Annotated in this window: 11 protein-coding genes and 2 pseudogenes; 1 reads left to right on the plus strand and 12 read right to left on the minus strand. The window is 72.0% G+C overall.

Features of this window, described 5'->3' with window-relative positions; all coding sequences use genetic code 11:
• Window positions 1-57: 57 nt before the first annotated feature.
• The 3 genes from FVA80_RS05090 to FVA80_RS05100 all read right to left on the minus strand — a co-directional run bounded on the left by FVA80_RS05090 (window position 58) and on the right by FVA80_RS05100 (window position 2,940).
• Window positions 58-1,311 carry a cytochrome P450 gene (locus tag FVA80_RS05090; protein ID WP_147910450.1) on the minus strand — a complete coding sequence of 418 codons (1,254 nt, stop codon included), beginning with the start codon at window positions 1,309-1,311 and terminating at the stop codon, window positions 58-60.
• 101 nt (window positions 1,312-1,412) lie between these two features.
• On the minus strand, window positions 1,413-2,693 hold the full coding sequence (locus FVA80_RS05095) for an FAD/NAD(P)-binding oxidoreductase (protein WP_147910449.1): 1,281 nt from the start codon (window positions 2,691-2,693) through the stop codon (window positions 1,413-1,415).
• Window position 2,694: 1 nt separating this feature from the next.
• Complete coding sequence (locus FVA80_RS05100; protein WP_147910448.1) at window positions 2,695-2,940, minus strand: ferredoxin; 246 nt, start codon at window positions 2,938-2,940, stop codon at window positions 2,695-2,697.
• Window positions 2,941-3,383: 443 nt separating this feature from the next.
• Here FVA80_RS05100 and FVA80_RS05105 point away from each other — a divergent pair, with 443 nt between their 5' ends.
• Window positions 3,384-3,956 carry a hypothetical protein gene (locus FVA80_RS05105; RefSeq protein ID WP_147910447.1) on the plus strand — a complete coding sequence of 191 codons (573 nt, stop codon included), beginning with the start codon at window positions 3,384-3,386 and terminating at the stop codon, window positions 3,954-3,956.
• Here the strand turns inward: FVA80_RS05105 and FVA80_RS05110 are convergent.
• The 9 genes and pseudogenes from FVA80_RS05110 to FVA80_RS05150 form a co-directional block, all read right to left on the minus strand.
• On the minus strand, window positions 3,923-5,698 hold the full coding sequence (locus FVA80_RS05110) for a class I adenylate-forming enzyme family protein (protein WP_147910446.1): 1,776 nt from the start codon (window positions 5,696-5,698) through the stop codon (window positions 3,923-3,925). The two genes, FVA80_RS05105 and FVA80_RS05110, sit on opposite strands and share 34 nt — an antisense overlap.
• Complete coding sequence (locus FVA80_RS05115; protein WP_147910445.1) at window positions 5,695-6,465, minus strand: SDR family oxidoreductase; 771 nt, start codon at window positions 6,463-6,465, stop codon at window positions 5,695-5,697. The genes FVA80_RS05110 and FVA80_RS05115 overlap by 4 nt, the downstream gene beginning before the upstream one ends.
• A gap of 29 nt (window positions 6,466-6,494) precedes the next feature.
• Window positions 6,495-7,272 (minus strand): annotated as a pseudogene (locus FVA80_RS05120) (SDR family oxidoreductase).
• A 1-nt stretch (window position 7,273) separates the two neighbouring features.
• Window positions 7,274-8,336: pseudogene (locus tag FVA80_RS05125) on the minus strand (phosphotransferase family protein).
• Window positions 8,333-9,568 (minus strand): acyl-CoA dehydrogenase family protein, encoded by a 1,236-nt coding sequence (locus FVA80_RS05130; protein ID WP_147910984.1) that lies wholly within the window; start codon window positions 9,566-9,568, stop codon window positions 8,333-8,335. The pseudogene FVA80_RS05125 and the gene FVA80_RS05130 overlap by 4 nt, the downstream one beginning before the upstream one ends.
• Window positions 9,569-9,813: 245 nt before the next feature.
• Window positions 9,814-11,316 (minus strand): ATP-binding cassette domain-containing protein, encoded by a 1,503-nt coding sequence (locus FVA80_RS05135; protein ID WP_147908348.1) that lies wholly within the window; start codon window positions 11,314-11,316, stop codon window positions 9,814-9,816.
• Window positions 11,313-12,233, minus strand: a complete 921-nt coding sequence (locus tag FVA80_RS05140; RefSeq protein WP_147908347.1) for a branched-chain amino acid ABC transporter permease — start codon at window positions 12,231-12,233, stop codon at window positions 11,313-11,315. Before FVA80_RS05140 ends, FVA80_RS05135 begins: the two co-directional genes overlap by 4 nt.
• 145 nt (window positions 12,234-12,378) lie before the next feature.
• Window positions 12,379-13,254, minus strand: coding sequence for a branched-chain amino acid ABC transporter permease (locus FVA80_RS05145; protein WP_147908346.1), 876 nt, complete (start codon window positions 13,252-13,254; stop codon window positions 12,379-12,381).
• 19 nt (window positions 13,255-13,273) lie between these two features.
• Window positions 13,274-14,533: an ABC transporter substrate-binding protein gene (locus FVA80_RS05150; protein WP_147908345.1), complete on the minus strand. Its 1,260-nt coding sequence runs from the start codon at window positions 14,531-14,533 to the stop codon at window positions 13,274-13,276.
• Window positions 14,534-14,684 lie beyond the last annotated feature (151 nt).

Raw genomic sequence — 14,684 nt, forward strand, 5'->3', positions numbered from 1 at the left:
CGTCCTGAGGGGACGACGCGCAACCCGGCTTTGATCGGTAGCCCGCACCAGAGAAAATCAAAGAATCCCGTCGATCGCCACCCGGAGATGTTCCGGCCCGCGCAGGGCGGCCCCGGAGCGGTAGGGCGGCGGGTTTTCGATCAGCCGGGGGGCCTTGAGCCGGCTCGCCAGGGCGGTGAGCGCCGCCTCGGCCTCGAACCGGGCGAGCGGGGCGCCGACGCAGTAATGGAGGCTGCCGCCGAAGCCGAGGTGGCGGATGCCGGCGCGGTCGGGATCGAAGCGGTCGGGATCCGGGAAGACGGCGCCGTCGCGGTTGCCGGAGGCGAGCAGCAGGACGAGGTCGGCGCCCTCGGGGATCGTGACGCCGGCGATCTCGATGGCCGACAGCGTCTTTCGGGTCCGGAACTGCACGGGCGGCTCGTAGCGCAGCAGTTCCTCGATGAGGCGCGGGGCGCGGCCGGGATCCTGCCGCAGGCGCTCCAGCTCGTCGGGGTGGCGCAGCAGGGTCAGCAGCCCGTTGGTGATGAGGTTCACGGTGGTCTCGTGGCCTGCCACCAGCATCAGGATCGAGGTGGCGATCAGGTCGTAATCGCCCATCTTGGCGCCCTCCGGCGTCGCCTCGTTGGCGAGCCCCGAGAGCATGTCGTCCTGCGGATGGCGGCGCTTCTCCTTGATCAGGTCGGCCATGTAGCCGCCGATCGCGTCGAAGGTCCGGCTGTTCGCATCGCGGATCTCCCGATCCGACAGGCTGTCCGGCTCGAGGGCGGTGGCGAGCTGGGTCGCCCAGCCGTGGAACTTCGGCTCGTCTTCCCGGGGGACGCCGAACAACTCGCAGATCACCGTCACCGGCAGCGGGTAGGCGAGGTCGTCGACCGCGTCGATCTCCCGGGCGCCGCACTTCTCGTTCAGCAGGTCGGCCACCAGCCGGTCGGAGCGGGCCCGCATCGCCTGGACGCGCGCACGGGAGAACTGGTGCATCACGGACGCCCGCAGGACGTCGTGGTCCGGCGGGTCGCGGAAGATGAAGACCCGGTGCCGGTCCATCATCCAGTCCTTGAGCGGCTTGACGATGAGGTCGGTGAGGGGGTTGCCGGTGCGCGGCCGGTCGGCCGGGGGCAGGGTCTCGGAGCTGACCCGCGGGTCGTGCAGCAAGCTCGAGATGGCGCCGTGGGTCGCGGCCACCCAGGTCCCTTCCTCGGTCCCGTCGTCCTGGCGCGAGACCGGATGCTCCCGCAGCTTGGCGTAGATCGGATAGGGGTCCGCGCGGTTGGCGAAATCCTTGACCTGATCGAGGAGGGTGGCGTCGGGCATGCGGTGTCCAAGTTGCGCATCGTCCGGACGGAGACGTCCGGGCCGATCCAAATCGAAACCTCGGCGCGCCGCCCGGGATCCCGGGCGGGGCGCCGGAGCGGTCAGGGAAAGCCGGGGGTGAGGAGGGTGATCCCTTTCGCCGGGCGATCGGCGGCGGTCCCGTCCGGCGGGAACGGCGCGCCGGCGGCGACCCGCTCGGCATGGGCCGGCAACCAGCGGGCGCTGTCCACCGAGACGGCCGCGATGCACCGCCCCGCCCGTCCGTAGACGGCGAGGAAGCGGCCGGTGCCGGGCTCGCCATGGGTGATCGCCAGGGCGTCCGCGCCCTCGGTCAGCCCGACGGACTTGACCACCACGTTGCCCTGCGCGGACCAGAAGGTCGGCAACGCGCCGTAGGGGCCCTCGGGCTTCGCCCCGGCCAGCAGCCGCCCGGCATGGATGCCCTGCGCCACCGCCTGGCTCCAATGCTCCAGCGCCACGCGCCGCCCGCCGTAGAGCGGATGGGGGAACCGGGCCACGTCGCCGGCGGCGGCGATGCGCGGGTCGGCCGCCCCGTCGGTGTCGAGGACGTAGCCCGCCGCGTCGCAATCGACGCCGCCCGGATCCGCCGACAGGCCGGAGCCGTCGAGCCATTCGGTGTTGCGGACGGCCCCGAGGGCGATCACCGCGACGTCCGCGTCGATGCGGGTGCCGTCCGTGAGGTGTGCGCGCACGAACCGGCCGTCCGCCTCTTCGAGCCACTCGACCTCGCTGCCGCAGCGCAGATCGACGCCCCGCCCCTCGTGGATCGCCCCGATGAACGCCCCGACCGTGCCTCCGAGGACGCGGGCCAGGGGCGTCGGCCCGGGCTCGACCAAGGTCACCGGCAGGCCGAGCTGCCGGCACACGCTGGCGACCTCGCAGCCGATGAAGCCGCCGCCGATCACCAACACCCGGCGGGGAGCCGCGGCCAGCGCGGTCCGCAGGGCGGCGGCATCGTCCCGCCCGCGCAGGGTGAAGACGCCGGCCAGCCGGCCCTCATGGGGGTTGGGCCACGCCCGGGCGCGGGTGCCGGTGGCGATCAGCAAGCGGTCGTAGGGCAGGGCGCGCCCGTCCGCGAGGTGGAGGGTGCGCGCCCCCCGGTCGAGGCGCTCGGCCGGGCTTCCGAGACGCCATTCCACATCCGCGCCGAGGCTGCTCGGCAGGGCGGTCGCGTCCGGTCCGGTCTCGCCGGTGAGAACGTGCTTCGAGAATGGCGGACGGTCATAGGGCCGGTACGGCTCGGCGCCGACGATGGTCAGCGGACCGGCGAACCCGGCCTCCCGCATCGCCTCGGCGCCGCGCAAAGCCGCCAGGCCGGCGCCCACCACGATCGCGCGCTCGGTGGTCGATCCCGACGCCATCTCAGGCAGCCTGCCCCGGATCCTCGACCCGGATCGCCTGGACCGGGCAGGCGACGCGCGCCCGCTCGATGTCGGCGCGGTCGTGCGCGGCCGGGGCGGGATCGTAGAACAGCGCCTCGTGTCCCTCGATGCGGAAGTGCCGCGGCGCCGCGTAACAGCACTGGGCGTAGGCCTGGCAGAGGTTCAGATCGACGCACACCCGCAGGCCGGGTGGTGAGCCGGAGGACGCATCGGCGGGGGTGGACATGGCGGTGCAACCACGGCGGGGGCGGCGAGTTCCGCGCAAAACGCCGTCCCCGCCGTCGCAGACGCAACGGGCTGAGACGATGGGAACGGATCGGGCCGGGACCCGCGATGGCAATCGGGGCCTTCGAGCTCCACTGTGGAGACGCTGCGCCGGATTGCCGACGCGACGGGTACGGAGCCCGCGGTTCGGTTCAGGGGCTCGCGCCGCGGCAGGCCCGTCCAGCCGAGCCGGACACCGGTTTGAAGCAACGGGCACGCGCTCCTCTCAAGCCAGCCGATCTCCAGCTTCGCAGCTCGGATCATCGGGAACGATTCACTGATCTAAAAATGTCCTGGGGGATCGCCGTCGAAATGATGCTGCGGAATTCCCCTGCGCGACGGTTCGCTCTATTGTCGTGCGGCCCAGCGGACCGATCCGAAACACCGCGATCTCAGGAGGGCACCATGCCGTACGGTGCACGAACGAGTCTCGCCGCGCTCGTCCTCGCCCTCGCCCTCGCCCTGGGCGCGACCGGCGCGCGCGCCGAGCCGGCCTCGGGCTGGACCGACCCGCCAGCCCGCAAGGTGGCCCCGGCCGCGAGCCCGGCCGAGGCTCAGAAAGCCGATCCGCCGCCCGCATCGACTCCTGCTGCCGCGGCACCGGCCCGCAAGGCGGTCGCCGCACGGCCCACTCAGAAGCGCGTCGCGACGCGCCGCCCCGCCCCGGAGGCCAAGCGGGTCGCTACGACGCGGGGCGCCACGACGGCGCACCGGTCGCGTGTCGCCGCAGCGGCGGCCCGGCCCATGCGTCCGCACCGGATGGTCGCGGTCGCACCGCCCCCACCGCCGCCGCTGCCGGACGGCTATCCGCGCTATCGGGCCTACAATTACGGCCCCGGCTATGCCGACGAGCGGCTGGAGCGCCTGCGTGCCGCGGAGGCCGCCGGCTACATGGTGGTACGCCGCCGCACGGTGGAGTTCCCGGACGGCCGGTCGCTGCGCGTCTACCGGCCGGACGACGAGGGCGAGCCGTTCTGAGCTGATCCGACCGCGAACACCGACCGCAGGGGCGCCCGCAGGATCTTGCCGGCGGGGTTGCGGGGCAGGAGCCCGTCCCAGACCACCACGCGCACCGGAACCTTGAACGCCGCGAGCCGCTCGGCCGCGAAGGCCCGGATCTCCTCGGGTCCGGTCCGGGCCCCCTCGGCCAGGGCCACGATCGCGCCGGGCTCCTCGCCCAGCGTCGGGTGGGGCACCGCCAGCACCACCGCGTCGATCACGTCCGGATGCGCGTAGAGGACGTTCTCGACCTCGCAGCAATAGATGTTCTCGCCGCCGCGGATCAGCATGTCCTTGATCCGGTCGACGATGGTCAGGAACCCCTCGTCGTCGGCGCGCGCGAGATCGCCGGTGCGCAGCCAGCCGTCGGACAGGATTTCGGCGGTGGCGTCCGGGTCGTCCCAGTAGCCGCGGACCACGTTGGGGCCCTTCACGTACAGCTCCCCGACGCTGCCGGGCGGCAGGTCCTGCCCGAGCGGATCGAGGATCCGCACCTCGCAGACCGGCAGGGGCGGGCCGCAGGATTCGGGATGGGCGAGATAGTCCTCGGCCTGGTGGTGGGTGAAGGTCGCCGAGGTCTCGGTCATGCCCCAGCCGGTGGCGGGGGCCGCCTTCGGGAACGCCTCGCCGAGCGCGCGCACCAGGTCGCCGGCCGCGGGCGCGCCGCCATAGGTCACCGATTCGAGGCTCGGCAGCGGCCGGCCCGCCTCCCGGGCGGCTGTCGCGAGCTGCCAAGCGATGGTCGGGACGCCGCCGGCTCCGGTGCAGCCCTCCCGGTCGATGAGGTCGAGGGCCTCATGGGCGTCCCAGCGATGCATCATCACCAGGCGGTGGCCGCCGTAGAGCGCCGCCCCGAGGTTCGCGTGGCAGCCGGTGACGTGGAACAGCGGGATCACCAGCAGCGAGGCCCGCTGCGGTGCGGACGGATCGGGCTTCGGCGGCGTCTCGCCCCGGCGCAGCGCACTGCGCGACGCCGAATAGGGGTAGGCCATCACGGTGGTGGCCGCAGCCCGGTGGGTGCCGACCGCACCCTTGGGCCGGCCGGTGGTGCCCGAGGTGTAGAACAGGGTCGCGTCGTCCTCCGGGTCGAGGGCGATGGCGGGCGGGGCCCGCTCGGGCAGAGCGGCCCAGTCCGCCACCGGGCCGATCACCGCGGAGAGTGGCGTCATTCGGTCGTCGGGCTCCATCCGCGTGACGAAAACCCGCTCCAGGGCCGGGCATTCCGTGCGGTGGTGGGCGATCCGCTCGAACCGGGCGCCGTCGGCGATCAGCACCCGGGCGCCGGAATGCCGGAGCGCGTAGGCGAGTTCCGGCCCGGTCCACCACGCGTTCAGCGGCGTCGCGATCGCCCCGGCCAGCAGGGCACCGTAATAGCAGACCGGCCATTCCGGCAGATTGCGCAGCGCGATGGCGACGCGGTCGCCCTTGCCGATCCCGGCGGCCACCAGGGCGTGGGCCAGGGCGGTCGCGGCCCGGGTGAAGCCGGTGAAGGTGACGCGCTCGTCCCGGTAGACCACGAAGGTCCGGTCCCCGTGCCCTCGGGCGATGCGGAACAGGTCGCGCAGCGTCGGCGGCGCGCTCGTCCAGATCCGGGTCGGGACGCCCCGGATCGGCAGGTTGGCGATCGCGAACGGCGCCCCTGGTGCGGTGAGGCGCGCTTCCGCCTCGCGGAAGGAGAGGGCCGGCCAGCCGGCGGGAAGGCGGGGATCGGGGCTCGTCATCGCGCGATCGTCACGCCGCCGTCGACGACCAGCGCCTGGCCGGTGACGAACCGGCCGGCCGGCGAGGCCAGGAACACGGCCGCGCCCGCGATCTCGTCAGGCTCGCCGATCCGGCGGAGCGGCGCGGCCTCGGTGGTGGATGCCAGCATCTCGGGATCCTCCCACAGGGCCCGGGCGAAATCGGTGCGGATCAGCCCCGGGCACAGGCAGTTCACCCGCACGTTGGCCGGGCCGTACTCGACCGCGTAATTGCGGGCGAGTTGAAGGTCGGCGGCCTTGGAGACGTTGTAGGCGCCGATCACCGGCGACCCCTTCAGCGCCCCGATGGACGAGACGATGACGATCGCCCCGTCCCGCCGCGCGACCATCCCGGGGGCGACCATCTGGATCAGCCAGTGGTTCGACAGGACGTTGTTCTCCAGGATCTTGCGGAACTGGGCGTCCGAGATGCCGGCGAGCGGCCCGTAATACGGGTTGCTGGCGGCATTGCAGACCAGCACGTCCACCAGACCCAACCGGGCTTCGGTCCGGGCGACCAGATCCTCCAGCTCCGCCTTTACCGAGATGCTCGCCGGGATCGCCACCGCGCGGCCCGGGCCGTGGGCGGCCTCGATTTCGGCCACCACCGCCTCGCAGGCCTCGCGCTTGCGCGACGAGATCACCACCCGCGCGCCGTGCTCGGCCATCCGCAGGGCGATCGCCCGGCCGATGCCCCGGGACGAGCCGGTGATCAGCGCGACCTTGTCGGTCAGATCGAACAGGGACATGGCGCGTCCTCCCTGGGTCCGGTCGGGGGTCATCCGGCGTCCAGCATCGACCGGCGCAGGCGCGCCATGCCGGCGAGCCAGCGCTCGGGATCGTCCGCCCGGCGGCGTGCGTAGTCCGCGACCTGCGGGTGCGGCAGGATCAGGAACCGGCCGGCGGCCAGCCCGTCGAAGGCCGCCTCGGCCACGGCTTCGGGCGCGAGCACGCCGTCGCGGGCGGCGGCGCTCGCGGCACCGAGCATGGCGGTGTCGACGCCCCTGCGGGCACAGGGCGGCGATCCGGATGCCGTCCCCCGCATGCGCGATGGCGAGGTGCTCCAGGAAGGCGAGGGCGGCGTGCTTGGTCGCCGAGTAGGTCGCGCTGCCGATCTGGCTCAGCAATCCGGCCGCCGAGACGGTGCCGAGGAACGCCCCCTCGCCCCGGGCGAGCCAGAGCGGGACCAGGACCCGCGCCGCGTGGACGTGGCCCATCACGTTCACCGACCAGGCGCGCTCCCAGCTCGCCGGATCGGCCGAGGTCGCGAGCCCGGGATCCGGGTCGCGCTCCAGGATGCCGGCATTGGAGCAGTACAGCGCGATCGGCCCGGTCTCGGCCTCGATCCGCGCGATGGACTCGGCCACGGCATCGGGATCGGCCACGTCGAGCGCGCAGGCGCGGCCGCCGAGCCGGGCGGCGACGGCCTGGGCCCCGGCGCCGTCCCGGTCCAGGGCGACGACGCAGGCGCCCCGCGCGTGGGCAGCCTCGGCGAGCGCACGGCCGATGCCCCCGGCGGCCCCGGTGACGGCGACGACGCGACCGGCGAGATCCATCTCAGGCCCCTGCGCGCTCGGCGAACGCCCAGGCCGCGGCGGCCAGAGCCGGCACCCGCGCCGCCATGGCGGCGGCGTGCTTGCTCGCTCGCGGCGTTGCCGGCCTTGGCACGCGCGGCCACGCCCTGGAGGATGCCGACCAGCCGGAACAGGTTGTAGGCGAAGTACCAGTCGAGGTCGGGCAGGGCCGCCCGGTCCGCGGCCCGGCAGTAGAGCGCCACCGCCTCCTCCCGGGTCGGGATGCCCAGCGCCGGCAGGTCGAGGCCGCCGAGGCCGCTGCGCCCGTCCGCCGGCAAAGCCCAATGCATCAGCAGGTAGCTGAAATCGGCGAGCGGATCGCCGAGGGTCGACAGCTCCCAGTCGAGCACCGCGCTGACGCCGCCGTCGGGCGAGAAGATCAGGTTGTCGAGGCGGTAATCGCCGTGGACGATGGCCGTGCCCTGCTGCTCGGGCACGGTGCGGGGCAGCCAGGCGATCAGGCGCTCCACATCCGCGAGCCGGCCGTCCTCGGCGGCCCGGTACTGGCGGGTCCAGCGATCGACCTGCCGGGCGAAGTAGTTGCCGGGCTTGCCGTAATCGGCGAGGCCCGCCGCCTCCGGGTCGATCGCGTGGAGGCGCGCGAGCGTCGCGATCATGCCGGCATAGTGCCGGTGCCGGGCATGGGGGTCGAGGCCGGGCAGGGTGCCGTCCCAGTGCACGCTGCCGCCCACCGCCTCCATCACGTAGAAGGCGGCGCCGATGATCGTTTCGTCCTCGCAGAGGGCGAACGGCCTCGGAACCGGAAACCCCTCGCCGTAGAGCGCGCCGATCACCCGGAACTCGCGCTCCACCGCGTGCGCGGAGGGCAGGAGCGTCCCGAACGGCTTGCGCCGCAGCACGTAGGCCTGGCCGGGCGTCTCCAGCCGGTAGGTCGGGTTCGACTGGCCGCCGCGGAATTGCTGCACGGTGAGCGGCCCGGCATAGTCGCGGACGTGTTCGGCGAGCCAGGCTGCCAGCCGGGCCTCGTCGATCCGATGGCGCGGCTCGACCGGCTTCACGCCGGAGAAGGCGTCGGGGCCGCTCATGCACCCTCCCGGGCGTTGGTGTAGCGCCCGAATTCGAGCCGGGCGATGGAGCGGTTGTGCACCTCGTCCGGCCCGTCGGCCAGCCGCAGAGTGCGGATATGGGCGTACATCCTGGCCAGTCCGAAATCCTCGGACACGCCGGCGCCGCCATGGGCCTGGATCGCGTCGTCGATCACCTTGAGGGCGATCCGCGGGGCGGCGACCTTGATCATGGCGATCTCGAGCTTCGCACCCTTGGCGCCGACCTTGTCCATCATGTCGGCGGCCTTCAGGCAGAGCAGCCGGGTCATCTCGATGTCGATCCGCGCCTCCGCGACCCGCTGCTCCCAGACCGACTGCTCGCTGATGCGCTTGCCGAAGGCGACCCGCGAGACGAGGCGCCGGGCCATGGCCTCGAGCGCCGCCTCGGCGACCCCGATGGTGCGCATGCAATGGTGGATGCGCCCCGGCCCGAGCCGCCCCTGCGCGATCTCGAAGCCGCGCCCCTCGCCGAGGATCAGGTTCTCGGCCGGGACGCGCACGTTCTCGAGCACCACCTCGCCGTGTCCCTTGGGCGCGTCCTCGTAGCCGAAGACCGGCAGCAGGCGCGCGACCCGCAGGCCGGGCGTGTCCATGGGCACGAGGATCTGGGATTGCTGCCGGTGGCGGGGCGCGTCCGGGTCCGTCTTGCCCATCAGGATCGCGAGGCTGCAGCGCGGGTCGCCGACCCCGGTGGACCACCATTTGCGTCCGTCGATGACGTAGTGGTCGCCGTCGCGGCGGATCGCGGTCTCGATGTTGGTGGCGTCCGAGGAGGCGACATCGGGCTCGGTCATCAGGAACGCCGACCGGATCTCCCCGGCCATCAGCGGCCGCAGCCACGTCTCCTTCTGGGCCGGGCTGCCGTAGCGGTGCAGCACCTCCATGTTGCCGGTGTCGGGCGCCGCGCAGTTGAAGCATTCCGACGCGATGCCGACCCGACCCATCGCCTCGGCGCAGAGCGCGTAATCGAGGTTGGTCAGGCCGGCGCCGCGGTAGGCGTCCGTGTCATGCTCGGGGGAGGGCGGCAGGAACAGGTTCCACAGCCCTTCCCCGCGGGCTTTGTCCTTCAGCCGTTCCATCGTGGGCGAGGGTGCGCGGCTCGCCGCCCGCTCGGCCGCCACCGCGGCGGCGGCGGGCAGGATCGCGTCGGCGATGAAGGCGCGGACCCGGGTCAGCCAGTGCGTCTGGGATGGGGAGAGGTCGAAATCCACGGTGTCCGCTCCCGAGTTTCGTTCCGATGGGATCCGCGCCTCTCCCTCCCCCCTTTGCGGGGGAGGGTGGGCCGGCCGTCAGGCCGGGTCGGGAGAGGGGAGCGACGGTGCCGAAGAAGGCTGGCGGCCTTCATCACCGCTCCGCCCCTTTCTGATGCCGGGTTCCCCTCTCCCGACCCCCGCTGACGCGAGGGCCACCCTCCCCCGCAAAGGGGGGAGGGGGAGCAGCGGGTCCGATTCCCCCCTCACAGATACTTCGATCCCATCTCGCCGGCGAACCGGTCCGGCGGGCCTTCCCAAACGATGCGGGCCTGTTCCAGCACGTAGACCCGGTCGGCATGGGGCAGCGCGAAGGTGACGTTCTGCTCGCCGAGCAGGACGGTGATCGGCGTGGTCTGTCGCAGGCGCTCCAGGGCCTTCGACAGCAGCTCCAGGATCACCGGGGCGAGGCCGAGCGTCGGCTCGTCGAGGATCAGGAGGCGTGGGCGCATCATCAAGGCGCGGGCAATGGTCAGCATCTGCTGCTCACCGCCCGACAGCGTGCGGGCGGTCTGGCCTTCGCGGGCCTTCAGGATCGGGAACAGCTCGTAGAGCCACTCGCGCCGCTGCACGCTCTCGGCCTTGGTGACGTGCTGGCCGCCGAGATCGAGGTTCTCGCGCACGTTGAGGTCGCCGAACAGCTCGCGGGTCTCGGGCACCTGGACGATCCCGGCCCGGGCGATCGCGGCCGGCTTCATGCGGCCGAGATCCTGGCCGTCGAACCGGATCGTGCCGGAATGCGGGACGAGGCCCGAGATGGCGTTGAACAGCGTGGTCTTGCCGGCGCCGTTGAGGCCCACCACCGAGACGAACTCGCCCTCGTGGACGTGGATCGAGGCGGCGCGCAGGGCCTGCGCCTTGCCGTAGAGCACGTCGACGCCCTCGACGGTGAGCAGCGAATCCGCCTTGAACGCGGCCTCGGGCCTGGCGGCGGTCTCGATGCTGCCGCCGAGATAGACCCGGCGCACCGTCGGGTCGGCCATCACCGCCTCGGCCGAGCCCTCCGCGATGCGTTCGCCGAGATACATGGCGAACACCCGGTCCACGAGGGCCGCGACGCTCTTCACGTTGTGGTCGACGAGGAGCACGGCCTTGCCCTCGTCCCGGAAGCCCCGGATCAGCTCGGAGAAGGCCGCGACCTCGCCCCCGGTCAGGCCCGCGAACGGCTCGTCCACCAGCACCACCCGCGGGTCGCGGGCGATCGCCTTGGCGAGTTCCAGGCGGCGCAGGTCCGCGAAGGGGAGGGTACCGGGCCGCCGGTCGGCCACCGCGCCGAGGCCGACGCGCTCGGCGATGTCCCTTGCGCGGCGCGCGACGTGGGGATCCGCAGCCAGGCGGATCAGGCTGTCGGGCAGCAGCGCGAGGCTGATGTTCTCCAGCACGGTCTGCCGCTGGAGCGGTCGCGCGTGCTGGAACACGAGGCCGATCCCCTGGCGGGCGACCCGGTGGGCCGGCATTCCGCCGATCTCGGCGCCGTCGAGGCGGATCGAGCCGGCGCTCGGCCGCTCCAGCCCCATGATCAGCTTCATCACGGTGGACTTGCCCGAGCCGTTCGGCCCGATCAGTCCCAGGATCTCCCCGGGGCGCAGATCGAGGTCGATGTCCTTGACGGCGACGAGGCCGCCGAACCGCTTGGTCAGGCCCCGCACCGTGAGGCAGGGCTCGGCGAGGGGGGCGGCGTTCAGCGCAGGCCTGACGGCGACGGTCATCGCGCTCTCCGGATGGATGCGAGGCCCAGCAGCCCCGAGGGCACGAACAGGATGACCAGCAGGGCCACGGCCGAGACCACGAAGGTCGAGAGCGGACCGAGCGGGCGCAGCAATTCGCCGGCGGCGATCAGGAACACCGCCCCGAGCGCGGCGCCCACGATGGTCCGCCGCCCGCCGAGCACCGCCGCGATGATCACCTGCACGCCCACCGCGGTGTCGATCAGCGTGCCGACCGAGGCGGTGCCCATGTAGAAGACCACCAGCCCACCCGCGAGGCCCGAAAAGGCGGCGCTGACCGCAAAGGCCGCGAGCTTGTGCTTGGCGACGTTGAAGCCGAGCGCGCCGGTCACGATCGGGTCCTGGCCGGCAGCCTGCAGGATCAGCCCCACCGGGGAGCGGGCGATGGCCGTGAGGACCAGCCCGGCAAAGGCCATGAAGCCGAGCGCGATCCAGTAATTGGTGTCGGCGTCGATGGAGATCACGTCCGGCACCGTGAGCCCGATCTCGCCGCCGGTGATCCCGGAGAACACCACGATCATGTTCTGCAGGAGCAGCACCGCGACCAGGGTGATCAGCCCGAAATACGGACCCCGCACCTTCAGGGCCGGCAGCGCCAGGGCCAGCCCGCCGACCACCGCCAGCACGGTCCCGGCCGCCAGGCAGTAGGGGATCGGCAGCTCGTAGCGGTTGTTGAGGATGCCGGCCCCGTAGGCTCCGAGCCCGATCAGGAAGGTCGGGCCGAAATTCACCTCGCCGGCGAAGCCGAAGAGCAGGTCCCAGGCCATGGCGAAGACGCCGAAATAATACGCGATGGTGAGGAGCCCGAGGATGTAGCCCGAGACCCACCAGGGCAGGAACGCGGCCAGGGCGAGCGCCAGCAGCGCGACCCAGAAGCCCGGGGTGGTGAGGAGCTTCATGAGCGGTTCCATCCTCCGCGCGTTGCCCTCCGCCCTCTGCGGGGGAAGGTAGGCCGGCCGTCAGGCCGGGTCGGGATAGGGGAGAGCGTTCCGCGGAGGTTGCGCATGTGGCATTCGGGCCGGCGGGAGAGTCCCGAAAGAACCATCACCGCCGCCCCAGCAGGCCCTGCGGGCGCAGGTACATGACGGCCACGAGCAGCAGCAGGGCCGGGATCACCCGGTAGGCCGGGGAGATCAGGTAGGCGGTGGCCGTCTCGAGATAGCCGACCACATAAGCCGCGATCAGCGAGCCGGTGACGCTGCCGAGCCCGCCCAGCACCACGATCGAGAAGGCGCTCGCGGTGAGCGGCCCCACCGAGTAGGACGACACCCCCAGGAACATCCCGAGCAGCACCCCGGCGATCCCGGCGAGCAGCCCGTAGATCGCCCAGACCGCGACGTAGATCCGGCCCATGTCGTGGCCGAGCAGCGTGACCCCGCGGGGGTTCATGGAGGCGGCGAGCAGGACCTTGCCGGCCCGCGCCTTGTTCACGAACAGCCAGAGCAGGCCGATCACGATCCAGCAGATCACCGCGGTGAAGATCTCGTTGCGGGGCGTGCGCACCCCGGCGATCTCGATCACGCCCTCGACGATCGGCAGGACCGTCTTCGGGTTGTCGGTGAAGAAGTAGGCGACCAGCTCCTGGATCATGATGCCCCAGAGCAGGGTGCCGGTGAGGACGAAGATCTCCTTCTCCTCCCGGGGGATCGCCCTGCTGCGCTCGATCGGCGCGACGATGGCGAAGTAGGTCACCAGGGAAGCGGCCAGCCCGCACAAGATGCCGATCCCGGCGCCCGCGTAGGAGCCGAGGCCGAACTGGGCGGAGGCCGCCCAGGCGGCGACCGCAGCCATCACCATCAGCGCGCCGTGCGAGAGGTTGAGCACGCCGGAGACGCCGAAGATCAGGGTGAAGCCCATCGCGCCGAGCGCGTAGAGCGCCGAGATCGCGAAGCCGTCGACGAGGATCTGGAGGCCGATCATCGCGCTCTCCCCGCCCGCTTCACTGCACCGCCGGCTTGACCGCGGGCGGCAGGACCAGCTTGCCGTTGGCCACCTCCGTCGGCCAGATCGCGACCTGCTTGCCGCTCTGCCACTGGGCCAGCAGCCCGGTGACGAAGCCCCGCCCGTACTTGATCGAGTGGGTGAAGGTCTCGTCCTTGCCGTAGAACTGGATGCGCCCGACCGTGCCGAGCCAGTCGGTCTTCTCCAGGGCCTCGACCAGCTTGTCGGCCTCGGTGGAGCCGGCGCGCTTCACCGCGTCCGCCGCGTAGTGCATCGCGTCGTAGGCCATGTAGCCCGCGTAGGACGGGGCGCCGCCGAAGCGCTTGACGTAGGCGTCCGTGAAGGCGTTCGTCTTCTCGGTCATCGCCACGCCGGGGACGGCGATCGCGTCGAACAGCACGCCCTGCGTGCCGCCGTTGGTGTTGGCCCAGAAGGTGGACGAAGTCGCCTGGCCGCTGATGCCGGTCATGGCGATCGGCACCTGCTGGTTCTGCCACTGTACGGTGGGCTGCACGCCGACATGGGCGATGCCGGTGACGATCAGGTCGGGCTTGGCCGCCTCGATCTTGTTGTAGATCGGGGTGAAGTCGCCCGTATCCGGCGAGAACCGGACATGCTCCACCACCTTGAGCCCGGCCTTGGGCAGGCAGTCCTCGTAGGCCGCATCCAGCGGACGGGTCCAGGCCGCGTCCTCGCTCATGATCGCGGCGGATTTCGCCTTGAGCAGCCCGACCAGCGCCTCCTTGGCCGAGTCGCAGACCGACTGCGCCAGGGCGTGCGAGGTCAGGTAGCCGTGGAAGGTGTAGCGGTTGCGCGCGTAGTCCTTGTGGACGGCGACGCTGATCTCGTTGGAGGCGGCCCCCGGGGTAATCATCGGGGTCTTGAGCCGCGCCGACCAAGGCATCAGCGCCAGCACGACCTCGGAGATGTAGCTGGCGATGACGAGGTTGACCTTGTCCTCGCTGACCGCCCGCTGGAACGCCCGGACCGCGTCGGAGGCGGAACTCTTGTCGTCGTAGGTCACGACCTGGATCTGGCGCCCGTCGACCCCGCCCTGGGCGTTGATCTCGTCGGCGGCGAGCTGGACCGCCTTCGGGATCGCGGCGCCGGCCACCGACTGCGCCTCGGCGATCACGCCGACCTTGATCGGGTCGGCCGCGTGGGCCTGTCCCGACACGATCAGCCCCGCAGCGAGCAGCGTGGGCAGCGCGCGCCGAATCGGGGCACGCCGAGCGACGACGCGCACGGTCTCGGACATCGGCGATTCCTCATCCCAAGTGCCCGAATTTTTTATTCGCGGGCTTGGGATGAACTGTATCCGCGCAAAACCAGAGCACAAGGCCCGCACCGGGACCGGCCGGTGACGTTTCGGCCCAGTCGTTTTCTGCCCGGGGTATCGACTCGCGCCG

The sequence above is a fragment of the Methylobacterium sp. WL1 genome (assembly GCF_008000895.1).
Taxonomy (GTDB): Bacteria; Pseudomonadota; Alphaproteobacteria; order Rhizobiales; family Beijerinckiaceae; genus Methylobacterium.